At 74.6% G+C, this 26,728-nt stretch carries 25 protein-coding genes; 21 read left to right on the top strand and 4 right to left on the bottom strand.

The window, feature by feature from the left end; translation table 11 throughout:
* Positions 1–73 precede the first annotated feature (73 nt).
* Positions 74–658 (bottom strand): hypothetical protein, encoded by a 585-nt coding sequence (locus tag ACIQKA_RS30720; RefSeq protein WP_390110646.1) that lies wholly within the window; start codon positions 656–658, stop codon positions 74–76.
* A 137-nt stretch (positions 659–795) separates the two neighbouring features.
* On the opposite strand from ACIQKA_RS30720, the gene ACIQKA_RS30715 reads away from it, so the two are divergent.
* From ACIQKA_RS30715 to ACIQKA_RS30655, 13 genes are all read left to right on the top strand, one after another.
* Entirely contained in the window at positions 796–987 is a 192-nt protein-coding gene (locus tag ACIQKA_RS30715) for a DUF1272 domain-containing protein (protein WP_383159455.1), read from the top strand.
* 398 nt (positions 988–1,385) lie between these two features.
* The gene (locus tag ACIQKA_RS30710) at positions 1,386–1,691 is read left to right on the top strand and encodes a hypothetical protein (protein WP_402543016.1); all 306 of its coding nucleotides are present in this window, start codon (positions 1,386–1,388) and stop codon (positions 1,689–1,691) included.
* 85 nt (positions 1,692–1,776) lie between these two features.
* On the top strand, positions 1,777–2,196 hold the full coding sequence (locus ACIQKA_RS30705; protein ID WP_402543015.1) for a hypothetical protein: 420 nt from the start codon (positions 1,777–1,779) through the stop codon (positions 2,194–2,196).
* 130 nt (positions 2,197–2,326) lie between these two features.
* Positions 2,327–3,145, top strand: coding sequence for a TIGR03084 family metal-binding protein (locus ACIQKA_RS30700; protein ID WP_391094360.1), 819 nt, complete (start codon positions 2,327–2,329; stop codon positions 3,143–3,145).
* Positions 3,145–4,842 (top strand): acyclic terpene utilization AtuA family protein, encoded by a 1,698-nt coding sequence (locus tag ACIQKA_RS30695; RefSeq protein WP_391094362.1) that lies wholly within the window; start codon positions 3,145–3,147, stop codon positions 4,840–4,842. The genes ACIQKA_RS30700 and ACIQKA_RS30695 overlap by 1 nt, the downstream gene beginning before the upstream one ends.
* Positions 4,843–4,876: 34 nt before the next feature.
* A complete protein-coding gene (locus ACIQKA_RS30690; protein ID WP_402543014.1) occupies positions 4,877–6,475 on the top strand; it encodes an acyl-CoA carboxylase subunit beta in 1,599 nt (532 codons plus the stop codon).
* An 8-nt stretch (positions 6,476–6,483) separates the two neighbouring features.
* A complete protein-coding gene (locus ACIQKA_RS30685) occupies positions 6,484–8,436 on the top strand; it encodes a biotin carboxylase N-terminal domain-containing protein (RefSeq protein ID WP_402543013.1) in 1,953 nt (650 codons plus the stop codon).
* 219 nt (positions 8,437–8,655) lie between these two features.
* Complete coding sequence (locus tag ACIQKA_RS30680) at positions 8,656–9,789, top strand: acyl-CoA dehydrogenase family protein (RefSeq protein WP_383159427.1); 1,134 nt, start codon at positions 8,656–8,658, stop codon at positions 9,787–9,789.
* Positions 9,790–9,934: 145 nt separating this feature from the next.
* Complete coding sequence (locus ACIQKA_RS30675; RefSeq protein WP_402543032.1) at positions 9,935–10,222, top strand: excalibur calcium-binding domain-containing protein; 288 nt, start codon at positions 9,935–9,937, stop codon at positions 10,220–10,222.
* A 425-nt stretch (positions 10,223–10,647) separates the two neighbouring features.
* Positions 10,648–12,234 (top strand): AMP-binding protein, encoded by a 1,587-nt coding sequence (locus tag ACIQKA_RS30670; RefSeq protein ID WP_383445283.1) that lies wholly within the window; start codon positions 10,648–10,650, stop codon positions 12,232–12,234.
* The gene (locus ACIQKA_RS30665; RefSeq protein WP_383159311.1) at positions 12,231–12,956 is read left to right on the top strand and encodes an enoyl-CoA hydratase family protein; all 726 of its coding nucleotides are present in this window, start codon (positions 12,231–12,233) and stop codon (positions 12,954–12,956) included. The genes ACIQKA_RS30670 and ACIQKA_RS30665 overlap by 4 nt, the downstream gene beginning before the upstream one ends.
* Positions 12,944–13,522: a TetR/AcrR family transcriptional regulator gene (locus tag ACIQKA_RS30660; RefSeq protein ID WP_365542973.1), complete on the top strand. Its 579-nt coding sequence runs from the start codon at positions 12,944–12,946 to the stop codon at positions 13,520–13,522. The genes ACIQKA_RS30665 and ACIQKA_RS30660 overlap by 13 nt, the downstream gene beginning before the upstream one ends.
* Before the next feature lie 419 nt (positions 13,523–13,941).
* Positions 13,942–14,985: an isopenicillin N synthase family dioxygenase gene (locus ACIQKA_RS30655; protein ID WP_383159313.1), complete on the top strand. Its 1,044-nt coding sequence runs from the start codon at positions 13,942–13,944 to the stop codon at positions 14,983–14,985.
* On the opposite strand, the gene ACIQKA_RS30650 is transcribed toward ACIQKA_RS30655, so the two are convergent.
* Entirely contained in the window at positions 14,964–16,064 is a 1,101-nt protein-coding gene (locus ACIQKA_RS30650) for a citrate synthase 2 (protein WP_383159315.1), read from the bottom strand. The genes ACIQKA_RS30655 and ACIQKA_RS30650 overlap by 22 nt on opposite strands.
* A 263-nt stretch (positions 16,065–16,327) precedes the next feature.
* Here ACIQKA_RS30650 and pdxH point away from each other — a divergent pair, with 263 nt between their 5' ends.
* Positions 16,328–16,960, top strand: a complete 633-nt coding sequence (pdxH, locus tag ACIQKA_RS30645; protein WP_383430424.1) for a pyridoxamine 5'-phosphate oxidase — start codon at positions 16,328–16,330, stop codon at positions 16,958–16,960.
* A gap of 425 nt (positions 16,961–17,385) precedes the next feature.
* Positions 17,386–18,720 carry a PAS domain-containing protein gene (locus ACIQKA_RS30640; protein ID WP_402543012.1) on the top strand — a complete coding sequence of 445 codons (1,335 nt, stop codon included), beginning with the start codon at positions 17,386–17,388 and terminating at the stop codon, positions 18,718–18,720.
* 160 nt (positions 18,721–18,880) lie between these two features.
* On the opposite strand, the gene ACIQKA_RS30635 is transcribed toward ACIQKA_RS30640, so the two are convergent.
* Complete coding sequence (locus tag ACIQKA_RS30635; RefSeq protein ID WP_383159319.1) at positions 18,881–19,231, bottom strand: winged helix-turn-helix transcriptional regulator; 351 nt, start codon at positions 19,229–19,231, stop codon at positions 18,881–18,883.
* 108 nt (positions 19,232–19,339) lie between these two features.
* Here ACIQKA_RS30635 and ACIQKA_RS30630 point away from each other — a divergent pair, with 108 nt between their 5' ends.
* On the top strand, positions 19,340–20,248 hold the full coding sequence (locus tag ACIQKA_RS30630) for an NAD(P)-dependent oxidoreductase (protein ID WP_390110663.1): 909 nt from the start codon (positions 19,340–19,342) through the stop codon (positions 20,246–20,248).
* Positions 20,249–20,289: 41 nt separating this feature from the next.
* Here the strand turns inward: ACIQKA_RS30630 and ACIQKA_RS30625 are convergent, their stop codons facing one another.
* A complete protein-coding gene (locus ACIQKA_RS30625) occupies positions 20,290–21,045 on the bottom strand; it encodes an SIS domain-containing protein (RefSeq protein ID WP_383159323.1) in 756 nt (251 codons plus the stop codon).
* A gap of 162 nt (positions 21,046–21,207) precedes the next feature.
* Between ACIQKA_RS30625 and ACIQKA_RS30620 the strand changes: the two genes are divergently transcribed.
* From ACIQKA_RS30620 to ACIQKA_RS30600, 5 genes are all read left to right on the top strand, one after another.
* On the top strand, positions 21,208–21,897 hold the full coding sequence (locus tag ACIQKA_RS30620) for a metal-dependent transcriptional regulator (RefSeq protein WP_121828282.1): 690 nt from the start codon (positions 21,208–21,210) through the stop codon (positions 21,895–21,897).
* A 661-nt stretch (positions 21,898–22,558) separates the two neighbouring features.
* Positions 22,559–23,596, top strand: a complete 1,038-nt coding sequence (locus ACIQKA_RS30615; RefSeq protein ID WP_402543011.1) for an alpha/beta fold hydrolase — start codon at positions 22,559–22,561, stop codon at positions 23,594–23,596.
* A gap of 103 nt (positions 23,597–23,699) precedes the next feature.
* Entirely contained in the window at positions 23,700–24,923 is a 1,224-nt protein-coding gene (locus ACIQKA_RS30610; RefSeq protein WP_402543010.1) for an FG-GAP-like repeat-containing protein, read from the top strand.
* Positions 24,924–25,012: 89 nt separating this feature from the next.
* The gene (locus ACIQKA_RS30605; RefSeq protein WP_402543009.1) at positions 25,013–25,930 is read left to right on the top strand and encodes an arylamine N-acetyltransferase; all 918 of its coding nucleotides are present in this window, start codon (positions 25,013–25,015) and stop codon (positions 25,928–25,930) included.
* Between the two features lie 269 nt (positions 25,931–26,199).
* The gene (locus ACIQKA_RS30600) at positions 26,200–26,637 is read left to right on the top strand and encodes a GNAT family N-acetyltransferase (RefSeq protein ID WP_383159330.1); all 438 of its coding nucleotides are present in this window, start codon (positions 26,200–26,202) and stop codon (positions 26,635–26,637) included.
* Positions 26,638–26,728 lie beyond the last annotated feature (91 nt).

The following is a 26,728-nucleotide window of genomic DNA, read 5'->3' as shown; positions in this document are numbered from 1 at the left end:
GGCTCCCCGGGCGTGTCCGGTGGAACACGGCCGGGGACGCGGCCCGCCTTCCCCCGCCGCGCTTCTCCGGCGCTCAGTCGAACAGGTCCAGCAGCCCCGTCCCCGACCCGCCGTCGGACGAGCGGGCCCGCATCGGGCGCGGTTCCGGGTAGTCGGCCGTCGCGGCCCTCGCGCGGACCAGGTCCGGGCCGCCGCACGCCGTGACCGCGAAGCCTCCGAAGATCCCGGCGAACGCGGCCGGGTCGCGGAACTCCACGCCGTGGGCCCGGCCGTCGTGCAGCGGCACCCACACCACCCGGTCGGACCGCGTCCACTCCGCGACCGGCCGCTCGTCCGCCGTCGACCGGCCCTCCAGCCACAGCCGCGCCACGTGCAGCAGGTTCACCCGGTCCATCGGCAACCGCCTGCGCCGCACGCGCAGTTCGCGCGTCGTCAGGGTGACCAGGTGGTCCTTCCGCGCGTACCAGACGACACCGATCCCGAACGGCACCCACAGCAGGATCCCGATCAGCGGCCAGACGAGGGCGTCGCCCCACGACCGGACCAGCCCGCCGTCCAGCAGGTACAGGGCCCCGAAGACCACGACCCACTTCGCCGTCATCCGCCAGAACCCGGTGCCCTGCCGGTACAGCACGCGCTGCTTCCCCGTCGTCGTCATGCCCGCACGCTATCCGCCGCCCGAACGCGCGGAACGGGCGGCCCGATTCCGTCGAATCCCGGCCGCCGGACTGTTGAGACGGGCCGGGCGGGTGAAGAGCATGGGTGGTCACAGCCGTACGAGGAGGGGAGCGGGCCATGGCCCTGGAGATGCGCGACCGGTGCGAGCGGTGTCAGGTGGCCGTGCTGCCGGCGGACGGGCCCGCGCGGATCTGCTCGTACGAGTGCAGCTTCTGTGTGGGGTGCGCCGACGCGATGGGGAGCATCTGCCCCAACTGCGGGGGCGAGCTCGTTCCGCGACCGCGTCGTTTCGCCGCCGTGCAGGGGTGAGGCCGCCGGACGGGGGACGGAGACGGAGACGGAGACGGAGACGGGGATGGGGATGGGGGACGGGGGTGGGTCCGGGAGCCGGGCGGGTCCGGTGACGGGTCCGGGACGGCGGGTCCGGGGGCCCGGGAAAAAGACCCGAGAAACCTTGCGCGGCGGCGCGCATGCTCCGGGACTTCCCGGGCACACGGAGGGCGAGCGCGTGGGACCGCTCCAGAAACGCCGGGCCCGTGGTTCCCCCCGTACCGCGGGCCCGGTGAAGCAGAGCGCGCGGCCCGTACACCTGGCAGAGGTGCGGGCCGCGCGCCGCTCGTCCACGGCGCGGGTTCCGTGAGGGGGATTTCTCCGTAGGCCTCGGCGCCCCGTGCGCGCGGCGCCCCTCCCCGGCCCCCGTCCGCACCATGACGGCGCCCGTGAACGCCCGCGACGTCGCAGACGAATCCGTCATCCCTGTCGTGGGAGCGGCCTGGCTCGACGCCGGCCACGGGGTCGTCTGGCTCGTCGCCGCCGGTCACGGCCCCGCATCCGCCGAGCGCTGGGCCGCCGAGATTCCCTCCTGGCACGGCGCCCCCGCCGGGGGCGTCACCGCCTTCGCCGCCGCCGACGCCGACGTCCGGTCCGAGATCGGCAACGTCGGCCCCGACCCGTGGGCCCCGCGCCTCGCGGCTGCCGCCACCGCCTGGCACGCGCACCGCAGGACCGGTTGAGCCGGACTCTCCACCCGGGTGGGACGGGGCCTGCGCCCAGGGGTCTATACATCCGATGTATACACCGTGAGTATAGTCAAGCACCATGGCATCACCCGCACCCACCCCCGCCGCCCCCCGCCTCCTCAAAGCGCTGATCGTCTCGGCGGTCGGTGTCGCGGCGTCCCATCTGGTCCTGTCCGACGCCCTCTGTCTGTCGCTCGCCGCCCAGGCCTCCGCCGCGCTCGGGGCCGGGCTCGGGTACTCCTCCGACCAGGCGTTCACCTCGGCGCTCATCAACACGTTCCTGCTCATGCCGCTGGTCCTGTGGTTCGGCATGCGGATCACCGGGGAGCGGAAGGCCGGGCCGATGGTGCTGGTGGGGACCGTCGGATGGGTCGTCGCCGTCGGGAACGGCATCGGCTCCATCGACGACCGGCCCGGCGCGGTCCTCCCCCTCGGCTCCCTCCTCCTCGTCGTCGGCGTCACCGCGCTCGCCTCGCTGGTGCGGCGGGCCCGGACGTAGGGGACCCCTCTCTCCTCCCCGAGCTCTTTCCGAAACTAAAGCAAGCACGCTTGCTTGTTTCTCTTCCCGCTGCCATGCTCCTCCGCGAAGGCCCGTGACCGGGACCGCCCGTCCCCGAGGGGAGCGCACCGTGTCCGACCCCGTCGTCGTCCTCGACGACCTGCGCGACGAGAGTGAAGAACTCGACCGTCTCGTGGGGGAGTTGAACGAGGGGCAGTGGGGGGCGCCGACCCCCGCCCCCGGCTGGACGATCGCCCACCAGATCGCCCACCTCGCCTGGACCGACCGGGCCGCCCTCCTCGCCGCCACCGACGCCGAGGCCTTCGCCGCCGAGACGGAGAAGGCCCTCGTCGCCCCCGACCGCTTCGTCGACGAGGGCGCCGAGGAGGGGGCGGCGCTGCCGCCCGCCACACTGCTCGCCCGCTGGCGCGCCGACCGCGCACGGCTCCAGGAGGCCCTGCGCGCCGCCCCGCCCGGCACCCGCTTCCCCTGGTACGGGCCGCCGATGAGCGCCTCCGCCCTGGCCACCGCCCGGCTGATGGAGACCTGGGCCCACGGACAGGACGTCGCCGACGCCCTCGGGGTCGTCCGCGCCCCGACCGCCCGCCTCCGGCACGTCGCCTGGATCGGCCACCGCGCCCGCGACTACGCCCACCTCGTCCGGGGCGAGCAGCCCCCCGCCGAACCCTTTCGCGTCGAACTCGTATCGCCCGGTGGGGAGTTGTGGACGTACGGGCCCGAGAGCGCCGTCCAGAAGGTGACCGGGCCCGCCCTCGACTTCTGCCTCCTCGTCACCCAGCGCGTCCACCGCGACGACACCGCCCTCGTCGCCCACGGCCCCGACGCCGCGCACTGGCTCACCCTCGCCCAGGCCTTCGCCGGTCCGGCCGGAGCGGGACGCCCGGCGGGCGCGGGACGCCCGGCCCGTACCGCGCCCGGGGAGGCCTAGTGGTCCTCCGCATCGGCAACGCCTCCGGCTTCTACGGCGACCGCTTCGACGCCGTCCGCGAGATGCTCACCGGCGGCGGGCCCGGCGGCGGGCTGCACGTCCTCACCGGTGACTACCTCGCCGAGCTGACCATGCTCATCCTCGGCCGCGACCGGCTCAAGGACCCGGCCGCCGGGTACGCGAAGACCTTCCTGCGCCAGATGGAGGAGGGCCTCGGCCTCGCCCACGAGCGCGGGACCCGGATCGTCACCAACGCCGGCGGCCTCAACCCCGCCGGACTCGCCGACGCCCTGCGCGCCCTCGCCGACAAGCTCGGCCTGCCCGTACGGGTCGCGCACGTCGAGGGCGACCGGCTGCCCGCCCGGGACGGCGCCCTCGCCACCAACGCCTACCTCGGCGGCGCCGGCATCGCCGCCTGCCTCGCCGCCGGCGCCGACGTCGTCGTCACCGGCCGCGTCACCGACGCCGCCCTCGTCACCGGGCCCGCGCAGTGGCACTTCGGCTGGGGCCCGGAGGAGTACGACCGGCTCGCGGGCGCGGTCGTCGCCGGGCACGTCCTGGAGTGCGGCACCCAGGCCACCGGCGGCAACTACGCCTTCTTCCGCGACCACGACCCCGCCCTCCTGCGCCGCCCCGGCTTCCCCGTCGCCGAACTGCACGACGACGGCTCCTGCGTGATCACCAAGCACCCCGGCACCGGCGGCCTCGTCGACGTCGGCACGGTCACGGCCCAGCTCCTCTACGAGACGGCGGGCGCCCGGTACGCGGGGCCCGACGCGACCGCGCGGCTCGACACCGTACGGCTCACGCAGGAGGCCCCCGACCGGGTCAGGGTCGAGGGCGTACGGGGCGAGGCCCCGCCGCCCACCCTCAAGGCCGGGCTCAGCCGCCTCGGCGGCTTCCGCAACGAGGTCGTCTTCGTCCTCACCGGCCTCGACGTCGAGGCCAAGGCCGCGCTCGTGCGGGACCAGATCGAGGACGCCTTCGTACGGGGCGGGTCCCGTCCGGCGGAGGTGCGGTGGGACCTCGTCCGCACCGACCGGCCCGACGCCGGAACCGAGGAGACCGCGAGCGCCCTGCTCCGGCTCGTCGTCCGCGACCCCGGCCCCGACGCCGTCGGCCGCACCCTGACGGGGGCGGCCGTCGAACTGGCCCTCGCCAGCTACCCCGGCTTCCATGTCACCGCCCCGCCCGCGAAGGGTTCCCCCTACGGGGTCTTCGAGACGGTGTACGTGGACGCCGCCGAGGTCCCGCACACGGCCGTGCTCCCCGACGGGACCCGGCAGGGGATCCCCGTACCGGCACGGACCCGCGTCCTCGAACCCGTGCCCGAGCCGGAGCCTCCGGAGCCGCCCGCCGGCGGGCCCGTCCGCCGCGTCCCCCTCGGCCGGATCGCCGGGGCCCGCAGCGGCGACAAGGGCGGCGACGCCAACGTGGGCGTGTGGGTGCGCACGGAGGAGGAGTGGCGCTGGCTCGTCCACGCCCTCACCGTCGAGAGGTTCCGGGACCTGCTGCCCGAGACGGCGGACCTGCCGGTCACCCGGCACGTCCTGCCGAACCTGCGGGCCCTCAACTTCACCGTCGCCGGGATCCTCGGCGAGGGCGTCGCCTCCCAGGCCCGCTTCGACCCCCAGGCCAAGGCCCTCGGCGAGTGGCTGCGCTCGCGCGAGATCGACGTACCGGAGGGGCTGCTGTGACCGCCGTAACGAAGGCCTCCCGAGAGGAATCCCCGTGACCGTCCTCGCCTCCGCCCTCGACACCGGCGGACCCGACTACGCCGACGCCCGCGCCGCCATGCTCGACAAGCTCGCCGCGCTCGACGCCGAGCACGCCAAGGCCCTCGCGGGCGGCGGCGAGAAGTACACGGCCCGGCACCGGAAGCGCGGCAAGATGCTCGCCCGGGAGCGGATCGAGCTGCTGCTCGACCCCGACAGCCCCTTCCTGGAGCTGTCGCCGCTCGCCGCCTGGGGCAGCGCCTACACCGTAGGGGCCTCCCTGATCGCCGGGATCGGGGTGGTCGAGGGCGTCGAGTGCCTGATCACCGCCAACGACCCGACCGTGCGCGGCGGCGCCTCCAACCCGTGGACCCTGAAGAAGGCCCTGCGCGCCAACGAGATCGCGTACGCCAACCGCCTCCCCGTCGTCTCGCTCGTGGAGTCCGGCGGCGCCGACCTGCCCTCCCAGAAGGAGATCTTCATCCCGGGCGGGGCGCTCTTCCGCGACCTCACCCGGCTCTCCGCCGCCGGGATCCCCACGATCGCGGTCGTCTTCGGCAACTCGACGGCCGGCGGCGCGTACGTCCCCGGCATGTCCGACCACGCCGTGATGATCAAGGAGCGGTCGAAGGTCTTCCTCGGCGGACCGCCCCTGGTGAAGATGGCGACGGGCGAGGAGAGCGACGACGAGTCCCTCGGCGGAGCCGAGATGCACGCCCGGACCTCCGGCCTCGCCGACCACTACGCCGTGGACGAGGCCGACGCGCTCCGCCAGGCCCGCCGGATCGTCGCCCGCCTCAACCACCGCAAGGCGCACCCCGATCCGGCGTTCGCGGAGCCGCCGAAGCACGACGGGGACGAGCTGCTCGGGATCGTCCCCGGCGACCTCAAGACCCCGTTCGACCCGCGCGAGGTGATCGCGCGGATCGTGGACGGCTCGGACTTCGACGAGTTCAAGCCGCTGTACGGGCCGAGCCTGGTCACCGGCTGGGCGTCGCTGCACGGCTACCCGGTCGGCGTCCTGGCCAACGCGCGGGGCGTGCTCTTCGGGCCCGAGTCGCAGAAGGCGGCCCAGTTCATCCAGCTCGCCAACCAGCGGGACGTTCCGCTGGTCTTCCTGCACAACACCACCGGCTACATGGTCGGTAAGGAGTACGAGCAGAGCGGCATCATCAAGCACGGCGCGATGATGATCAACGCCGTCTCGAACTCCAGGGTCCCGCACCTGTCGGTCCTGATGGGCGCGAGCTACGGCGCCGGGCACTACGGCATGTGCGGCCGGGCCTACGACCCCCGCTTCCTCTTCGCCTGGCCCAGCGCCAAGTCCGCCGTCATGGGCCCGCAGCAGCTCGCGGGCGTCCTGTCGATCGTGGCGCGGGCCTCCGCCGCCGCGAAGGGGCAGCCCTACGACGACGAGGCCGACGCCGGACTGCGGGCGCTCGTCGAGGCGCAGATCGAGTCCGAGTCGCTGCCGATGTTCCTCTCCGGCCGGCTCTACGACGACGGGGTCATCGACCCCCGCGACACCCGCACGGTCCTCGGGCTGTGCCTCTCCGCGATCCACACGGCACCGGTCGAGGGCGCGCGCGGCGGCTTCGGCGTCTTCCGAATGTGAGACCCCTGATGACCTCTTCGAACCCGACGGCCGCGACGCCCCCCGTGAACCCGCCGATCACCTCCGTCCTCGTCGCGAACCGCGGAGAGATCGCCTGCCGCGTCTTCCGCACCTGCCGCGACCTGGGCATCTCCACCGTCGCCGTGTACTCCGACGCGGACGCCGACGCCCTGCACGTGCGGGAGGCCGACGCGGCCGTGCGGCTGCCGGGGGCCGCGCCCTCGGAGACGTACCTGCGCGGCGACCTGATCGTGGCGGCGGCCCTCGCGGCGGGCGCGGACGCCGTCCACCCCGGCTACGGCTTCCTCTCCGAGAACGCCGCCTTCGCCCGCGCGGTGACCGGCGCCGGGCTCGTCTGGATCGGCCCGCCCCCGGCCGCGATCGAGGCCATGGCCTCGAAGACCCGCGCCAAGGAGCTCCTCGGCGTCGAGCCCCTGGACCCGGCCCGGGTCACGGACTCCGACCTGCCCGTCCTGGTGAAGGCGGCGGCGGGCGGCGGCGGGCGCGGCATGCGGATCGTACGCGAACTCGCCGACCTGCCGAGGGAGTTGGAGTCGGCTTCGGCGGAGGCGGCGAGCGCGTTCGGGGACGGCGAGGTCTTCGTCGAGCCGTACGTGGAGGACGGGCGCCACGTCGAGGTGCAGCTCCTCTGCGACGCCCACGGCACGGTCTGGGCGCTCGGCACCCGCGACTGCTCCCTCCAGCGCCGCCACCAGAAGGTCATCGAGGAGGCCCCGGCCCCCGGCCTGCCCGCGGCCCTGGAGGCCTCCCTCCTCGACACGGCCGTCCGCGCGGCCAAGGCCGTCGGCTACGTCGGCGCGGGCACGGTCGAGTTCCTCGTCGCGGACGGCCGGGCGCACTTCCTGGAGATGAACACCCGCCTCCAGGTCGAGCACCCCGTCACGGAGGAGGTGTACGGGGTCGACCTCGTCGCCCTCCAGCTCTCCGTCGCCGAGGGCGGGAAGCTGGCGCCGGAGACCCCGGCCCCGCGCGGCCACGCGATCGAGGCGAGGCTCTACGCGGAGGACCCGGCCCGGGGCTGGGCCCCGCAGACGGGCCTCCTGCGCCTCTTCGACGTGCCGGACGGGGTCCGGCTCGACACCGGCTACGCCTCGGGGGACGCGATCGGCGTCCACTACGACCCGATGATCGCCAAGGTCACCGTCCACGCCGCCACCCGCGCCGAGGCCGTCCGCAAGCTCGCCCGCACCCTGGAACGGGCCCGGATCCACGGCCCCGTCACCAACCGGGACCTGCTCGTCGCCTCCCTCCGCCACCCGGAGTACGCGACGGCGGACCGCCTCGACACCGGCTTCTACGACCGCAACCTGCCCGCCCTCACCACGGCCCCGGAGGGCGGGGAGCTCGCGGCCGTCGCCGCCGCCCTCGCCGCCGCGTCCGCCCGCCGGGGCCGCTTCGGCGGCGGCTGGCGGAACCTCCGCTCGCAGGACGAGACCCGGACGTACGGGGGGACGGGCGGAGGAACGGACGGGGACCACGAGGTCCGCTACCGGCCGGCGCGGGACGGCGGGTTCGAGGTCACGGCGCCGGAAGGGGTACGGGTCGTGGCGGCGGCCCCGGGCCGGGTGAGCCTCGAAACGGCCGGAGTCGTACGCCACTTCGACGTGACGGCCTACGAGGACGGAACGGTCCACGCGGGCCCGCACCGCCTCGTCGCCCGCCCCCGCTTCACCGATCCCCGCGAGCAGACCGCGCCCGGCTCCCTGCTCGCCCCCATGCCCGGCACCGTCGTCCGCGTCGCGGACGGCCTCGCCGTCGGCGACCCGGTCACCGCCGGGCAGCCGCTCCTCTGGCTGGAGGCCATGAAGATGGAGCACCGCGTCACCGCTCCCGCCTCCGGCACGCTCACCGCGCTCCACGCCGCCCCCGGCCGCCAGGTCGAGGTCGGCGCCCTGCTCGCCGTCGTACAGGCCGCCGCACCGCCCGAGGCGCGGTCCTGAGAAGGCCCGCCGCACCGCCCGAGGCGCGGTCCTGAGAAGGCCCGCCGCACCGCCCGAGGCGCGGTCCTGAGAAGGCCCGCCGCACCGCCCGACGCGCGGTCCTGAGGAGGCCCGCCCCATCGCCCGAGGCGCTGTCCTGAGAAGGCCCGCCCCACCGCCCGACGCACAGTCCTGAGAACGGCCCGCCGCACCGCCCGACGCACAGGAGGACCCGTCCGCATGAGCACCATGATCGAGACCGAAGAACTCACCGCGCTCCGCGCCGCCGTCTCCGCGCTCGGCCACCGGCACGGCCCCGGCTTCGACCGGGCCGCGCTGTGGGCCGAGGCCGGGAAGCTCGGCTACCTGGGCGTGAACCTGCCCGAGGAGTACGGCGGCGGGGGCGGCGGCATGGCCGAGCTGTCCATCGTCCTGGAGGAGGCGGGCGCGGCCGGCGCGCCGCTCCTGATGATGGTGGTGTCGCCCGCGATCTGCGGCACGGTCATCTCCCGCTTCGGCACGGAGGAGCAGAAGCGGGCCTGGCTGCCGGGGCTCGCGGACGGCACGAGGACGATGGCGTTCGGCATCACCGAGCCCGACGCCGGATCGAACTCGCACCGGATCACGACCACGGCGACCCGCACCGAGGAGGGCTGGGTCCTCAACGGCCGGAAGGTCTTCGTCTCGGGCGTGGACATCGCGGACGCGACCCTGATCGTGGGCCGCACGTCGGACGCCCGCACGGGGAAGCTCAAGCCCTGCCTCTTCATCGTGCCGCGCGACGCCCCCGGCTTCGGGCGCCGCCACATCGAGATGGAACTCGACGCGGACGAGAAGCAGTTCGAGCTGACCCTCGACGACGTGCGCCTGCCGGAGGACGCGCTCGTGGGCGACGAGGACGCGGGCCTCCTCCAGCTCTTCGCGGGGCTCAACCCGGAGCGGATCATGACGGCCGCGTTCGCGATCGGCATGGGCCGGTACGCGCTCGCGCAGGCCGTGACGTACGCGAAGCAGCGCCAGGTCTGGAAGGCCCCGATCGGCGCCCACCAGGCCGTCGCCCACCCCCTGGCCCAGGCGCACATCGAACTGGAGCTGGCCCGCCTGATGATGGCGAAGGCGGCGCAGCTCTACGACGCGGGCGACGACTTCGGCGCGGGCGAGGCCGCGAACATGGCCAAGTACGCCGCCGCCGAGGCCTGCGTGAAGGCGGTCGACCAGGCCGTCCACACCCTCGGCGGCAACGGCCTCACCAAGGAGTTCGGCCTCGCGCGCCTGATCACGGCGGCCCGGGTGGCCCGGATCGCCCCCGTCAGCCGGGAGATGATCCTCAACTACGTGTCCCACCAGACGCTGGGGCTGCCGAAGTCGTACTGACGGCCCTGACGGCCCCGACGGCCCCGACGGCCCCGACGGCCCCGACGGCCCCGACGGCCCCGACGGCCCCGACGGCCCCGACGGCCCCGACGGCCCCGACGGCTCTGACGGCCCTGACGGCCCTGACGGCCTCGACGGACCCGACATCGGCCCGCCGGGCCCCGCCGGCGACGAGGACGAACAGGGCCGTGCCGGCGAGCGCGGTGCCCGGGACCGCCGTCACGCCGCGCCGATCGCCCTCCCGCACCGCCTGGTACTCCCGCCGGCCCCGGAACCCGAGCCGGAGCCCACGCGGGACGCCGCCGACGAGGACGTCTCCTGCGCCGACTGCGCGGCCGCCCGTGCCGCCGGCGCCGCGCCCGTCCGCGTGGGCGATCCCGGCCACAGCCGTCGCCTCGACCGCGACGGCGACGGCGTGGCCTGCGAGAACTGACGCCGGTCCGGCCGGGGGAGGTGCCGCCGGGGGCCGACTCCGTACGGGTCGGCCCCCGGCCCGCCCCGGCGGGTGCCCCCGGGCACCCGGACACCCGCCAGGACCCCCGGGGTCACGAGCCCGCCGACCCCGGGGGTCCTGGAGGACCGCCCACACCCGGGCCCCCTGGGGGACCCGCCCGACTCCGGAACCCCTGGGGGACCACCCGCGCCCAAGGCCCCTGAGGGGCCCCTGAAGGGCCGCCCGCGCCCGGGGTCCCTGGAGGACCCCCCCCGCACGCGAGGGCTGGAGGGGCCCGTCCCGCACCCTCCCCGAAATCATGCATGCGTGCTTGATTGTTCTACGGGGTACTGACAAGGTCTCCCCAAGTCGCCGCCCCACCCGCGATCCTGTCGCTCACCTTCCACCTCTCCAGGGGGTCACACATGGTGTTCCACAGCGCGTACGAGGACGTCCGGACCGTCTCGCTCCCCATCCACGACGCGGTCCTCGGCCGCGCGGCCGAGTACGGCGACACCCCGGCCCTCGTCGACGGCTCCGGCGCGGAGGGCGCGCTCACCCTCACGTACGCCCAGGTCGACGCCTTCCACCGGCTCGTCGCCGCCGGGCTCGCCGAGGCCGGCGTCCGCAAGGGCGACGTGCTCGCCCTGCACAGCCCCAACACCGTGCTCTTCCCCGTCGCCTTCTACGCCGCCACCCGCGCCGGCGCGGCCGTCACCACCGTCCACCCGCTCGCCACCCCCGCCGAGTTCGCCAAGCAGCTCCGCGACTCCTCCGCCCGCTGGATCGTCACCGTCTCGCCCCTGCTCCCCGCCGCCCGCGCGGCGGCCGAACTCGCGGGCGGGATCGAGGAGATCTTCCTCTGCGACCAGCCCCCGGCGGGGGAGACCGTCCGCTCGCTCCAGGCCTTCCTCGGCTCCACCGGGCCCGTCCCCGACATCGAGGTCGACCCCGACGAGGACGTCGCCGCCCTCCCGTATTCGTCCGGCACGACCGGGGTACCCAAGGGGGTGATGCTCACGCACACCTCGATCGCGACCAACCTCGCCCAGCTGGAGCCGTTCATCCCGATGGGACCGGGCGACCGGATCCTCGCCGTCCTGCCCTTCTTCCACATCTACGGGCTCACCGCCCTCATGAACGCGCCCCTCCGCCAGGGCGCCACCGTCGTCGTCCAGCCCCGCTTCGAGCTCGACACCTTCCTGCGCGCCGTCCAGGAGCACCGCATCAACGGCCTGTACGTCGCCCCGCCGATCGTCCTCGCCCTCGCCAAGCACCCGGCCGTCGCCGACTACGACCTGTCCTCCCTGGAGTACATCGTCAGCGCCGCCGCCCCGCTCGACGCCGCCCTCGCCGAGGCCTGCTCGAAGCGGCTCGGGCTCCCGCCGGTCCGGCAGGCGTACGGCATGACCGAGCTGTCCCCGGGCACCCACGTCGTCCCGCTCGACGCCGAGACGCCCCCGCCCGGCACCGTCGGCAGGCTCCTGCCCTCCACCGAGATGCGGATCCTCTCCCTCGACGACCCCGCGAAGGACGCCGCCCCCGGCGAGGAGGGCGAGATCGCCATCCGCGGGCCCCAGGTCATGAAGGGCTACCTGGGCCGCCCCGACGCCACCGCCGCCATGATCGACGCCGAAGGGTGGGTCCGCACCGGCGACGTCGGGCGCGTCGACGACGACGGCTGGCTCTTCGTCGTCGACCGCGTCAAGGAACTCATCAAGTACAAGGGCTTCCAGGTCGCCCCCGCCGAACTGGAGGCGCTGCTCCTCACCCACGAGGGCATCGCCGACGCCGCCGTCATCGGCGTCACCGACGCCGAGGGCACCGAGATCCCCAAGGCCTTCGTCGTCCGCCAGCCCTCCGCGCCCGGCCTCACCGCCGAGGAGGTCGTCGCGCACGTCGCCGCGCGCGTCTCCCCGTACAAGAAGGTCCGCGACGTGGAGTTCGTCGACGCCGTCCCCCGGGCGGCGTCCGGGAAGATCCTCCGAAGGGAACTGAGGGAACGCGCATGACCACACTCGTCACCACGTCCGAGGAACGGGGCGTCACCACCCTCACGCTGAACTCGCCCGCCACCCGCAACGCCCTCTCCGCCGCCCTCGTCGGCGAACTCGCCGACGCGCTCGCCGCGTGCGGCAAGGACCCGGGCGTACGGGCCGTGGTCCTCGACCACGCCGGCACCACCTTCAGCGCGGGCGCCGACCTGAAGGCGCCCCCGAGCCCGTACGACTTCGTCGCCCTGCTGCGGCGGATCGTCGAGCTGCCGAAGCCCGTCGTCGGCCGGGTCACCGGCCACGCGCGCGCGGGAGGCCTCGGCCTGCTCGGCGCGTGCGACCTGGTGGTGGCGGGGGAGGGGGCGGACTTCGCCCTCACGGAGGTGCGGATCGGGGTCGCGCCCGCGGTCGTCTCCCTGACCCTCCTGCCGAGGCTGGAACCGCGCGCGGCGGCCCGCTACTACCTGACGGGCGAGCGGTTCGGGGTGCCGGAGGCCGTCGCCATGGGCCTGGTGACGGCCGGGGACGACGCCCTCGACGGCATCCTCGACGCCCTGCGTGCCGCCTCCCCGCAGGGCCTGCGGGAATCGAAACGGCTGGTCACCGCTAAAGTCCTGGAGACCTTCGAGAGCGACGCGGAGGACCTGGTGCAGAGGTCGGCCACGCTCTTCGCCTCCGCCGAGGCGCGCGAAGGGATGACGGCCTTCCTCGAACGACGGGACCCCGCATGGCGGCTGTGACCGCACCCAAGCAGGACCGGAGCCGCGCCACCCGGCAGCGGCTCCTGGAGGCCGCCGTGTCCTGCCTGGCCGAGCACGGCTGGGCGGGCTCGACGGTCTCCGTGGTGGCGGAACGGGCCGGCGTCTCCCGGGGCGCCGCCCAGCACCACTTCCCCACCCGCGAGGACCTCTTCACGGCCGCCGTCGAGTACGTCGCCGAGGAGCGTTCCCAGGCGCTGCGGGCGCTGCCCTCCGACGACCGCGCGGCCGCCGTCGCCGCCCTCGTCGACCTCTACACCGGCCCCCTCTTCCGGGCCGCCCTCCACCTCTGGGTCGCCGCCACCGGCGAGGACCAGCTCCGCGCCCGCGTCACCGAGCTGGAGGCCCGCGTCGGCCGCGAGTCCCACCGCATCGCCGTCGAGGTCCTCGGCGCCGACGAGTCCCGCCCCGGCGTCCGCGAGACCGTCCAGGGCCTCCTGGACATGGCCCGCGGCCTCGGCCTCGCCACCCTCCTCACCGACGACCGCGCCCGCCGCGAACGGGTGGTCGCCCAGTGGGCACGGCTGGTGAACGAGGCGCTGAGGTAGCGACGGGGCCCGCACCACGACCGCCGGACGGGGCGGCACGCCCCCGACCGGGAGGAACGCCCCGTCGCGTGACCCGCGCCACACCCCTCCCGGCCCCCTCGCAGTACCCTGTTCGCATGCCTCCGCTCGTACGCCGTCGCCACGTGGACTTCGTCCGCGTCACGAGCATGAGCTGTCGACGCTCCGTCTGACCCCACGGCCTCCCGGGCCCCGGCCTCCCGTCTCCCGGCAGGCCACCGGCCTCTCCGGCCCCCGGGCCTCCCGGGTCCTCCGGACCCGCCCGGCCCTCCCAGACCTTCCGGGGTACCTCTCCACCCACCCCTCCGGGTCCGTCACCGAGCACCAGCAGACCGGCACCCGCGGCACCCGCCCCACCCCCGGCGGCCGCCCCGGGCACCCGTAGACCCCGCGGACACCTCATGACCAGCAGCTCGTACTCCTCGCAGCTCCCCATCGTGGACCTCTCCGCCGCCGACCGCGGCCCGCAGGCCCGCAGGCTGCTCCACGCCCAGCTCCACTCGGCCGCCCACGACGTGGGCTTCTTCCAGCTCGTCGGGCACGGGGTGACCGAGGCCGAGACGGGGGCCCTCACCTCCGCCATGCGCGCCTTCTTCGCGCTGCCCGAGGCCGACCGGCTCGCCCTCGACAACGTGAACTCGCCGCACTTCCGCGGCTACACCCGCATCGGCGACGAACGGACGCGGGGCGCTCGCGACTGGCGCGACCAGCTGGACATCGGCGCCGAGCGCCCCGCGCACGTCCCCGCGCCCTGGGAGGCCCCGTACTGGTGGCTCGAAGGCCCCAACCAGTGGCCCGGGGCCCTGCCCGAGCTGCGCACCGCCGCCCTGCACTGGATCGACCGGCTCAGCGGCGTCGCCGAGCGCCTGCTGCACGAGCTCCTCGCCTCGATCGGCGCGCCCGAGGACTTCTACGACGACATCTTCGGCCCGCACGCCCACCCGCAGCTCAAGCTGGTGCGCTACCCGGGCAGCAGCGGCGAGGGCGACGAGCAGGGCGTGGGCGCCCACAAGGACTACGGCTTCCTGACCCTGCTGCTCCAGGACCAGGTGGGCGGGCTCCAGGTCCAGCGCGAGGACGGTGACTTCCACGACGTGCCGCCGCTGCCCGGCGCGTTCGTCGTCAACCTGGGCGAGCTGCTCGAAGTGGCCACGAACGGCTACCTGATCGCCACCAACCACCGGGTGGTCTCCCCGCCCGGCGCGACGGAACGGTTCTCCGTCCCGTTCTTCTACAACCCGCGGCTCGACGCCCGGATCGCCCCGCTGGACTTCCCGCACGCCTCCACGGCGCCGGGCGTCACCACGGACCCGTCGAACCCGCTGTTCGCGGAGTACGGGCGCAACGCCCTGAAGGGGAAGCTCCGCGCCCACCCGTCGGTGGCGGCCCGCCACCACGCGGAGCTCCTGCCGCACCCCGAGGGTCAGCCGGCGATGTCGGCGTAGCCCTCGATGTCGCGCGGGTCCCGGCGGCCGGGACCCGTGTAGCGGGCCGAGGGGCGGACCAGGCGGCCGGTGCGCTTCTGCTCCAGGATGTGCGCCGACCAGCCGGCCGTGCGCGCACAGGAGAACATCGAGGTGAACATGTGCGCCGGGACCTCGGCGAAGTCGAGGACGATGGCCGCCCAGAACTCGACGTTGGTCGCCAGGACGCGGTCGGGACGCCGGTTGTGCAGCTCCTCCAGGGCGGCCTTCTCCAGGGCCTCGGCGACCTCGAAGCGCGGCGCGGCCAGCTCTTTGGCGGTGCGGCGCAGCACGCGGGCGCGGGGGTCCTCGGCGCGGTAGACGCGGTGGCCGAAGCCCATGAGCCGCTCGCCCTTGTCGAGGGCCTGCTTGACGTACGCGGTGGCGTCGCCGGTCCGCTCGATCTCCTCGATCATGCCGAGGACGCGGGAGGGCGCGCCGCCGTGCAGCGGGCCGGACATGGCGCCGACGGCGCCGGAGAGCGCGGCGGCCACGTCGGCGCCGGTGGAGGCGATGACGCGGGCGGTGAACGTGGAGGCGTTCATGCCGTGCTCGGCGGCGGAGGTCCAGTAGGCGTCGACGGCCTTGACGTGCTTCGGGTCGGGCTCGCCGCGCCAGCGGATCATGAACCGCTCGACGACGGACTGCGCCTTGTCGATCTCGCTCTGCGGGACCATCGGGAGGCCCTGGCCGCGCGCGGACTGCGCGACGTACGAGAGGGCCATGACGGCGGCGCGGGCGAGGTCGTCGCGGGCCTGCTCGGGCGAGATGTCGAGGAGCGGTTTGAGGCCCCAGACGGGCGCGAGCATCGCGAGCGCGGACTGCACGTCGACGCGGATGTCGCCGGAGTGGACGGGGATCGGGAACGGTTCGGCTGCGGGCAGGCCGGGGTTGAAGGCGCCGTCGACGAGCAGGCCCCAGACGTTGCCGAACGAGACGTGGCCGACGAGGTCCTCGATGTCGACGCCGCGGTAGCGGAGGGCGCCGCCCTCCTTGTCGGGTTCGGCGATCTCCGTCTCGAACGCGACGACTCCCTCGAGCCCGGGTACGAAGTCGGACATCAGGCGGCTCCTCTATCGATGATCGATCAAGCGGGTTGACCGATGGCGGGAATCAACAGTCATCCAGCCGAAGAGTCTGTACGGTTCCGATGATGCGGGGAAGCGTGACATCCGGCACACTCCGCCGATCCGGCGGGGAAGGATTAGGGCCCTCCGGTGCCGGGCAGACTGGCCCGCTGCCGCAGAATGGCCCCGTGACCGATTCCGCGAGCGACGATCCCACGCACCGCCCGGCGACCGGCGGCGCCCCGGACCCCGCCGGCATGCGCGAGCAGTACCGGACCACGGAACTGACCCCGGCCGACCTCGCGCCCGAGCCGGTCGCGCAGTTCACCCGCTGGTTCAGGGAGGCGGCGGAGGACCCGGCGATCCACGAGCCGAACGCGATGGTGGTCTCCACCGCGACCCCCGACGGCCGCCCGTCCTCCCGGACGGTCCTGCTCAAGCACTACGACGGGGCCGGCTTCGTCTTCTTCACCAACTACGACTCCCGCAAGGGCCGGGAGCTGGCGGCCAACCCGTACGCCTCGCTGCTCTTCCCCTGGCACCCGGCGGCCCGCCAGGTCGTCGTCACGGGCCGCGCCGAGCGCGTCGGGCGCGACGAGACGGTGGCGTACTTCCGCACCCGCCCGCACGGCTCCCGGCTCGGCGCCTGGGCCAGCCCGCAGTCCTCGGTGATCGCCTCCCGCGAGGAGCTGCTCGCCCGCTACGGGGAACTGGCGGCCCGCTACCCCGAGGGCGCCCAGGTCCCGGTCCCGCCGCACTGGGGCGGCGTCCGGGTCGTCCCGGACGCGGTCGAGTTCTGGCAGGGCCACGAGAACCGCCTCCACGACCGCCTGCGCTACGTCCGCGAGGACGGCGGGGAGTCCTGGCGGGTGGAGCGCCTGGCCCCGTGAGGGCCCGGGGCCCCGGAGACGCGGACGACCCGTGAGCCTTGGTCCCGTCCGCCCAGGCGCCTGGGTCGGACGGGAGCCGGCCGGACTGACCGGCGACTCACGGGTCGGGTGACTGCGTTGGTCTTCGGCAGACTGGCCTGCCGAGGTGCACAGAGTGCGACGGCAGGCCTTAGCCCGCAATCACCTCACGAGTCCGAAAAGAAACCATTTTTTCGGATCACCTCCTTTCGCGTGTACCTCCACCCTAGGCACCGCCCCGACGCCCTTCAAGGGATTTTTTCGCGTCGTCGGGGACGCCCTCCGCGCCCCGTCCGAGGGGCCCGTTCGTCCGCTCCCGTTCGTTTCCGGGAGGAAACAATGTGGACGAAGGTGGTGTGCTCTGCGTCACGTTCCAGTTGAATGGTCCACAGCATGGGGGGTGTCGGGTGAGTGCTTTCGCGGAGTCCACGAGTGAGGCCGCTTCGGTTCCCGGGGCGGGGGCCGATCTGCTGGCCGCGCTGCTCGACGGGATGGACGCGGCGCTCTGTGCGTTCGACGCCGACGGGACGGTCACGCACTGGAACCGGGAGGCCGAGCGGATCCTCGGGTGGTCCGCCGGGGAGGCCGTCGGGCGGCGCGGGTTCGAGGGCTGGGCGGCGCGGAGCGCGGACGCCGAGGAGACCCTGGGGCGCCTGATGGGGGCCATGAAGGGGGCCGGGCGGCAGGTCCACGAGTTCGTGCTGTTCCGCAAGGACGGCGGGCGGGTGCTCGTGCGGAGCCAGGCGGCCGGGGTGCGGGGCGCGGACGGCGCGCCGGCCGGGGTGTACTGCGCGTTCAGCGAGGTCCACGTCCAGCTCGACCTGGAGCGTTCGGTCGCCCTCAGCGAGGCCCTGTTCGACGACGCCTCCTGGGGCGTCGTCCTGGTCGACGCCGACCTGCGCCCCGCCATGGTCAACGCCCACGCGGCCCGGTCCTTCGGGGCCGGGCGCACCACCCTGCTCGGGCGCCCGCTCGGCGACGTCGTCGTGCACGGCGCCGAGGAGCTGGAGGCCGCCTTCCAGCACGTCCTGGCGGAGGGCACCCCGCCCTCGCCCGCCGAGGTGTGGGTGACGCTGCGGACGCCCTCGGGGGAGCGGCGGCGCTGCTGGCGCAGCGGCTTCCTGCGGCTCGCGTCCCCGATGACGGAGGCGGCGGTGCCGCTGGGGGTGGCCTGGCTGTTCCAGGACGTCACCGAGGAGCGGCTCGCGGCGCGCGAGGCGGACCGGCTGCGGTTCCGGTGGAGCCAGCTGCACCGGGCGGGCGCAGCGGCGGCCGAGTGCGAGGACCCGGCGGAGGCGGCGGCGGTGCTCCTGGAGTTCTCGCTCGCCGGGTTCGCGGACCACGCGCTGGTGGACCGGGAGGCGGGCGACCGCCGTCTGACGCGGGCCCTGGCCGTCCCGGCGACCGCCCCCGGCCCGTCCTCCCCGCCCGTGGGCGGCGGCATCCCGCTGCGGTACGGGCCGAGGCACCCGGCGCTCCAGGCCTGGGACCGCGCGGGCACGGTCCGGGCGAGCGCGGGCCGCACCGCCGAGGTGTGGGCGGAGGCCCACCAGTGGCCCGGCGACGCGGCGCACGCCCTGTGCGTGGTGCTGCGCTCCCGGGCCCGGACCCTGGGCGTCCTCACCTTCCTGCGGGCCGCCTGCCGCCCGGCCTTCGAGCGCGAGGACGCGGTCTTCGCGGAGTCGGTGGCGACGGGGGTCGCGTCGTTCCTGGCCCTCAGGGACGGGCCCGCGGCGTACTGACCCGGCACACCGGACCGGCGTGCCGACCCGGTGTGCCGGCAGGCCCCGGCGTCCCGGCCCGGCGCGCTCCTCGACACCCACTTTTTTGTGGGTACTTGTCGCTCCCCGGCGCCCGGGAGAACCTGGTGTCGGGCCCGGGCGAGAGGGGAGCGACGGGGCCTCAGGAAGCGGTCCGCGCTTCCGCGAGCCGGTCCAGACGCCGGTGGCCCCAGTCCGACAAGGGGCCGAGCAGGGCGGACAGTTCGCGTCCGGCCTCCGTCAGCGAGTAGACGGTCTTCGGCGGCAGGACGTCGTGCGCCTCGCGGTGGACGAGGCCGTCCTCCGCCATCTCCCGCAGCGCCTGGGTCAGCACCTTCTCGCTGATCCCGGGGAGCCCGCGGCGCAGTTCGCCGGGCCGCTGCGGCCCGGACTCCAGCAGCCACAGCAGCGACGTCTTCCACTTGCCGTCGATCACGGAGATCGCGGCCGTGACACCGCAGACGTCCGTTTCCTGGCCCCGGCGGCTCGCCATGCGCGCCCCTCTCCTCGTTCGGTCGCCCGCGCCCGCTCCACGGCGGACGCGCGCGTCGCCCCACGCCCTTCACGACAGACGTTCACGACAGACAAAGGAAACACCGCCATGCCTTCTTCCCTCCAGCCGGCCGCCGAGCGGCACTCCGTCACCGTCCTCGGGCTCGGGCCGATGGGCCGGGCGCTGGCCGGCGCGTTCCTGGCCGCCGGGGTCCGGACCACCGTGTGGAACAGGACCCCGGGCCGGGAGGGCGACCTGGTCGAGCGGGGCGCGGTCCCGGCCGCGAGCGCCGAGGAGGCGGTCGCCGCGAGCGCCCTGACGGTGATCTGCCTGGTCAACTACGACGCCACCGACGCCGTACTGCGCCGGCCGGCCGTCACGGACGCGCTCAGGGGCCGGACGGTGGCGAACCTGAGCGCCGACGTCCCTGACCGGGCGCGCGACACCGGCCGCTGGGCCGCGGAGCACGGCATCGGGTACCTGGACGGAGCCATCATGACCCCGACCCCGACCATCGGCACGCCCGAGGGCGTGTTCCTGTACGGGGGTCCGGAGCCGCTCTATCTCGAACACCGCCCGGTGCTCGACGCGCTGAGCGGCTCCCACACGCACCTGGGCGAGGACATCGGCCGGGCCGCCGCGTACGACGTGGCGCTGCTCGACATCTTCTGGACGTCGATGTCGGGGTACGTCCACGCCCTCGCGCTCGCCCGCGCGGAGGGGATCACGGCCCGGGAGCTGGCGCCGTTCGCGCAGGGGATCGGGGCGATCCTGCCGCCGCTGTTCGAGGAGTGGGCGGGGGACGTGGACGACCGCACGTACTCGGGCGAGGGCAACCCGCTCACCTCGGGCCTGTCGACGATGGAGCACGTCGTGCACGCCGCCGAGGGCCACGGGATCGACGCGAGCGTCATGCGCGCCACGGCCGCCCTGACCCGCCGCGCCGTGGACCGGGGGTACGGCGCGGACGGCTTCACCCGCGTGACGGAGCTCCTGGACCTCCGCCGGGGCGAGTGAGGGGCGCGGGGGGCCCGGCTTCCCGGCCGGGCCCCCCGCCGTCAGCGCCGGTAGAAGATCCGGTCCCCGTACTCCGTCATGACGCGCCCGTTCCACTCGTGCCCGCCGTCCACGTTCCCCGAGCGCAGCAGCGGCGGCTCGATGCCGCGCCGCACGAGCTCCTCGGCGGCGGCGGCCAGCGTGGCCTGCATGAGGGCGCTGGTGACGACGGTGGACGCGGGCGCGAAGGGGGCCTCGATGCCCTCGTGGGTCAGCTCCGCGTCGCCGACGGCGATCCGGGAGTCGAGGACGACGTCGCAGTGGTCCTTGAGGTAGGTGCCCGAGACGTGCCGGGACTTCGTCTCCGTCGCGTACGCCACCGAGGTGACCCCGATGACGGTGAGGCCGAGCGCGCGGGCGTTCATGGCCATCTCGACGGGCAGGGCGTTGCGCCCGGAGAGGGAGATGACGATCAGGACGTCCCCGGCCTTGGCGGGGGAGGAGTCGAGGACCGCGCCCGCGAGGCCGTCGACCCGCTCCAGGGCGGAGCCGAGGGTGGCCGGCATGACGTCGACGCCGACGACGCCGGGGACGGCGAGCAGGTTCATGAGCGCCAGGCCGCCGGCCCGGTAGACGACGTCCTGCGCGGCGAGGGAGGAGTGGCCCGCGCCGAACGCGAAGAGCCGGTTGCCGTTCGCGACGGCCTCGGCGATGGCCTCCCCGGCGGCGGCGATCTCGGCGGAGTCCCCGTCGCGCACCTCCTGGAGCAGACCGATCGCGGCGTCGAAGAACTGTCCGGCCAGCTTGCTCTCGCCCATCGCGGCGGCTCCTTCTCGTCGTGGTCGCCGATCACGGTGCGGTCTGGACCATTGCTCTGTCAATACCGTCTGCGGTACCGCCTCACCCGGGCGAGGCCCGGTTGTCCGTCCGATGCGTCAGAATTGGGGCAGGGCCAGCGCACGACTCATCGAGGGGCACGTATGTCCGGACTGATCGACACAACGGAGATGTATCTCCGCACCATCCTCGAGCTTGAGGAGGAAGGTGTGGTCCCCATGCGTGCCCGGATCGCCGAGCGGCTCGACCAGAGCGGCCCCACGGTGAGCCAGACGGTGGCCCGGATGGAGCGCGACGGCCTGGTGGCCGTGGCGAGCGACCGCCACCTGGAGCTCACCGACGAGGGCCGCCGCCTCGCCACCCGCGTGATGCGCAAGCACCGCCTCGCGGAGTGTCTGCTCGTCGACGTGATCGGCCTGGAGTGGGAGCAGGTCCACGCGGAGGCGTGCCGCTGGGAGCACGTGATGAGCGAAGCCGTGGAGCGGCGGGTCCTGGAGCTGCTGCGGCACCCGACGGAGTCGCCGTACGGGAACCCGATCCCGGGCCTGGAGGAGCTGGGCGAGAAGGCGGAGGCCGAGGCCTTCCTCGACGACTCGATGGTCTCCCTCGCGGACCTGGACGCGAGCGGCGGCAAGACGGTGGTCGTGCGCCGGATCGGCGAGCCGATCCAGACGGACGCCCAGCTGATGTACACCCTGCGGCGCGCGGGCGTGCAGCCCGGCTCCGTGGTCTCCGTCTCGGAGTCCGCGGGCGGCGTCCTGGTGGGCAGCAGCGGCGAGGCCGCCGAGCTGGACGCGGAGGTCGCGGCGCACGTGTTCGTCGCGAAGCGCTGAGACGAGGCTCCGCCGGGGAACGGCGGAGCGCGGAGCGGGGCCGTCCCGGGCCGAGAGGCCGGGGGCGGCCCTTTCGCGTGTGCGGGTACGCGGCTCCTCCGCGTGCGGGGCGGTACGGGGTCGGGCTCCGGGCCGGACCGCTGGCATCCGCGCCGGGCTCCCGTGCTCCGTGCCGGGTTCCCGTGCTCCGCGCCGGGTCCCGTGCTCTGCGCCGGACCGCCGGACCGCCGGGCTCCGCGCCCCCGGCTCCGCGCCGGGCCGCCCGGCATCCGGCCGCCGCTCCCGTGACACCGCCCCGGTTTACGTCGGAATGGCCACGCCCGCCCCTTCGGCGTGCCACGCTGGTACGAGCCGGGCGTGGAGGGGGTGGGGCCGTGAGGGCCGCGAACGACGCCACCGAAGACAGAGGGCCCCGGCGCCCTTGGGCGCCGGGGCCTGTCCTCCCCGGTTCCGACCTGGAGCCCCGAGCTCTCAAGGTCGTTCCCCGCGGACCGTTTTTCCCCGAGCGGTCCGCCTCCCGCTCAAGATCTCCCCTCGGTCACGGGCGTCAATCCTTGAGGCCTGTCACTCGAACGAGGGGTGTTGTGTGGCAGGAGAGCATTTTCGAATGCGAGTTCGATACTCTGGCGAGGTTCGACGGAAAAGAGGGGGTGCCGGAGACATGGCGCGACGACTCGACGTCACCGGGGCCGACGGCGTCCGGCTGACGGCCTGGGACTACACGGCCGGACCCGGGGACGCCGACAGCGCGAACGGCACCGCGGGCGGCGGCACGACGGGCGGGGACGGCACGGGCGGCGGCGCCCCCGGCCGCGGCACCGCTCCCGGCCGCGCCGTCCCCGGCATCGTCCCGCAGCCCGGCCCCGGCCGGGGCGCCGTTCCGCGTCCGGGCGGCCGTCCCGCCCCGGAGCCGCCCGCCTCCCGGGCCACCGGCCCCGGCGTGTTACTCCTCCACGGACTGATGGGCCACGGCGGCCACTGGGCCCGCGCCGCGAGCCGTCTCACCGGCGGGCACCGGCTCGTCGCCCTCGACCAGCGCGGCCACGGCGGCAGCGAGAAGCCCGCCGCCGGACCGTTCACGCGCGAGGCGTACGTGGCGGACGCGGCCGCCGTCGTCGAGCGGCTCGGCCTCGGCCCCGTGACCCTGATCGGCCACTCCATGGGCGCCCTGACGGCCTGGCAGCTCGCCGCCGAGCGCCCGGACCTCGTCCGCGCCCTCGTCATCTGCGACATGCGCGCCTCCGCCCTCGGCGCGGCCTCGCAGCGCGCCTGGCAGGACTGGTTCCGGAGCTGGCCGGCGCCCTTCCCGTCCCTGGAGGCCGTCCACCGCTGGTTCGGCGACGAGGACCCCTGGGTGGAGACCCCGAACCCGGCCCGGGGCGCCTTCTTCGCCGAGGTGATGACCGAGCGCGCCGACGGCTGGCGCCCGGTCTTCGACCCGGAGCAGATGCTGACCTCCCGCGAGACCTGGGTCCACGACGCCCACTGGGACTCGCTCGCCCAGGTCCGCTGCCCGACCCTCGTCGTCCGGGGCCTGGACGGCGAACTGGGCCGCGCCGAGGCCCAGGAGATGGTCCGGGTCCTCCCGCACGGGGAGTACGCGGAGATCCCCGACGCCGGCCACCTCCTCCACTACGAGCACCCGGACGCGTGGCGCGAGGCCGTGGAGCCCTTCCTGAACGGAGTCCTCACCCCCTAGGGGGTGAGTGGAGTGCCCCGCCCGACGACCGGAGGCCGCGACCGGATACCTTCCTCCTCGCGGTACGTCGAGAGCATCTCCGTGCCGCCCGAGGAGGAAATGAATGCGCATATCCATCCCGCGGCGCCTGGCCGCGGCGGCCACGACGCTGGGGCTCGCTTCGTTCGGTCTGCTGGGCGCGGGCGCGGCGCCGGCCCAGGCCGCGGCCACGGACTGCCCGGCGGGCTACTTCTGTGCCTGGAAGACCGACAACGCCACCGGCACGATGTACAAGACGAACACGAGCGCGGCGAAGCTGGGCGCCTGGGACAACGCGTTCCGCTCGGTCGTCAACCGCACGAACCGGGCCGTCTGCCTGTACGACGACCCGGACTACGGCCTCGACGGCATGGTCGGCGTCGTCGAGTCCAGCCCCTCGGGCTCCGAGTGGGGCGGCCCCGGCAGCACCACCGTCAGCTCGGTGAAGCTGGTCACCACCGAGCGCGAATGCGTGATGGAGCCCTACCCGGACTGGTACGCGGCCACCTCTCCCAAGGCGTCCGGCTTCGGCGACCTGAACAACGACCGGAAGGCGGACGTCCTCGCCCGCGACAAGGCGGGCCGGCTCTGGTTCCTGCCCGGCGACGGAAGCGGGCAGCTCGTCGGCACCGGCGGCTGGAACGCCTTCAACACGCTCACGCGCCACGGCGACCTCAGCGGTGACGGCAAGGAGGACGTGATCGCCCGCGAGGCGGCCACGGGCAAGCTCTGGCTGTACCCGGGGACGGGCAAGGGCACCCTCGGCGCCCGCACGCTCATCGGCACCGGCGGCTGGAACGGCATGAGCCAGTTCCTCGCCTTCGGCGACATGAACGGCGACACCCGCCTCGACGTGATCGCCGTCGAGAAGTCCACGGGCAAGCTGTGGCTGTACCCCGGCACCACCGCCGGCACCCTCGGCCCCCGCGCGCTCATGGGCACCGGCGGCTGGAACGGCATGAACTCCCTGGTCGGCGCCGGTGACATGAACGGCGACACCCGCGCCGACCTGATCGCCCGCGAGCCGTCCACGGGCAAGCTGTGGCTCTACCCGGGCAAGGCCGGCGGCGGCTTCGGCAACCGCCTGTCCCTGGGCACCGGCTGGAACGCCATGGGCTCGCTGCTGACCGTCGGCGACTACAACGGCGACGGCCACAACGACCTGGTTGCGGTCACCAACAGCAGCTACAACCACGACGGGCTCCGCGGCGTCGGCATCCTGGTGCTCTACGGCGGCACCGGCAAGGGCACGCTCAACACGGGTTCCCCCGAGAGCGACGGCTGGTGGGACCTGAACGGCACGTTCTGATCCCTCCCGGCCGCGGCGCGGAGAACCGGTCGCCGGTTCTCCGCGCCGCGGCTTGACCTCAACAACGGTCGAGGTACGAGGCTGGTGCCATGACCACTCGACCCGCCGACACCGGGAGCGCCCCGACCGCCGTTCCCCGCGCCCCCGTCCCCAGCCCGACCGACCACCTCCCCGACCGGTGGTCCGGCGACCTGCTCGACCTCGACGCCTACCTGGCCCGCATCGGCTACGAAGGCCCCCGCGAGCCCACCCTCGCCGTCCTGCGGGACCTCCAGCGCGCCCACACCACCGGCATCCCCTTCGAGAACGTCCACGCCGTCCTCGGCCGGGACCTGCCGCTCGACCTGCCCTCCGTCGAGGCCCGCCTCGTCCACGGCGGTCGCGGCGGCTACTGCTTCGAGCACGTCGTCCTCTTCGCCGCCGCCCTCGAACGCCTCGGCTTCCGCGTCACCGCCATGATGGGCCGGATCAGCCTCGGCGTGCCCAAGGTCCTGCCCGCGACCCACGGCCTGCTCGCCGTGACCGCCCGCGACGACGCCCGCGAGTGGCTGTGCGACGTCGGGTACGGGGCCGGTCCCCTCGGGCCGGTCGAGCTCGCCGACGGGGCGCACGCCGCGTACGACGGCTGGCGCTACCGGCTGGAGCGGCGGCCCGGCGCCCACGGCGTCGACCACTGGTGGCTCCACCAGACCGCTCCCGACCGGGGCCCGTCCGGCTGGATCGACCGGCACACCTTCACCCTCACCGAGCAGTACCCGATCGACTACGCCGTCGCCAGCCACTTCGTCGGCACGCACCCGCGCTCCCCGTTCGTCCGCCGCCTCTACGCCCAGCGCATGACCCCGGAGGCCCACCACGGCCTGGACGGCCTCACCCTCGCCACGACCCGCCCCGACGGGACGCGCACGACGCGGGAACTCGCCCCGGAGGCCCTGGACGGCACCCTGCGCGAGCTGTTCGGCATCGCCCTCACGGAGGAGGAACTCCACGCGATCACCGCACGGTGACCGGCGGGCCCCTCCTCCGCGCGCGCCGTCGGACGCCCGACTCGACAGAGCCCGCCGCTGAAGCGTCCACTCCCGAAGAGCCCACTTCCGAAGCGTGCACTCCCGAAGCGTCCACTTCCGAGCGCCCGCCGCTCTCCCTCCGGCACCGGAGCCGGAGCCCGGGCGGGGCGGCGGGGCGGTGGTCCGGCGGGACCGCTTCGACAAGGCCGCCCGCGGGGTCGTCACCCGGGCCGCACCGGCGGCGGGCAACCGTGCCAGACTCGGGCGGCATGACGGAAGACCACCGCGCACCGGCCCTGAGCGTCGGCGCCGAGGACGCCGGGCTCGGCACGTACCTGGGCGAGCGGCTCGACGCGTACAACCTCGAAGCGACCGGCACCACCCCCGACGACCTGGGCGAGCTGTCCGTGAAGGTCGTGGACGCGGAGGGCGCGCTCGTGGGCGGGCTCACGGCCTCGACCTGGGGCGGGCTGCTCTCCGTGGACATGCTGTGGGTGCGCGAGGACAGCCGTCGCGACGGCTGGGGGAGCAGGATCCTGCGCGCCGCCGAGGACGAGGCCCGCCGCCGGGGCTGCGACCGCGCCTGCGTCTCCTCGTACACCTTCCAGGCCCCGGCCTTCTACGAGCGGCACGGCTACGTGGAGAAGGGCCGCGTGCCCGGGGTCCCGGGCGGCGCGGAGGACGTCTACCTGTACAAGCCGCTCTAGAGATCGTCTTCAAAGGTCAGATCCAGAGCAGGATTGAGGCGATGGTGACGGCGGCCTGGTAGGACTCGCGGGTCTTGTCGTAGCGAGTGGC

The organism is Streptomyces sp. NPDC092045 (assembly GCF_044756005.1).
Classification (GTDB): domain Bacteria; phylum Actinomycetota; class Actinomycetes; order Streptomycetales; family Streptomycetaceae; genus Streptomyces.
Note: the sequence above shows the minus strand (reverse complement) of the source record. Positions and strands in the feature narration are given on the sequence as shown.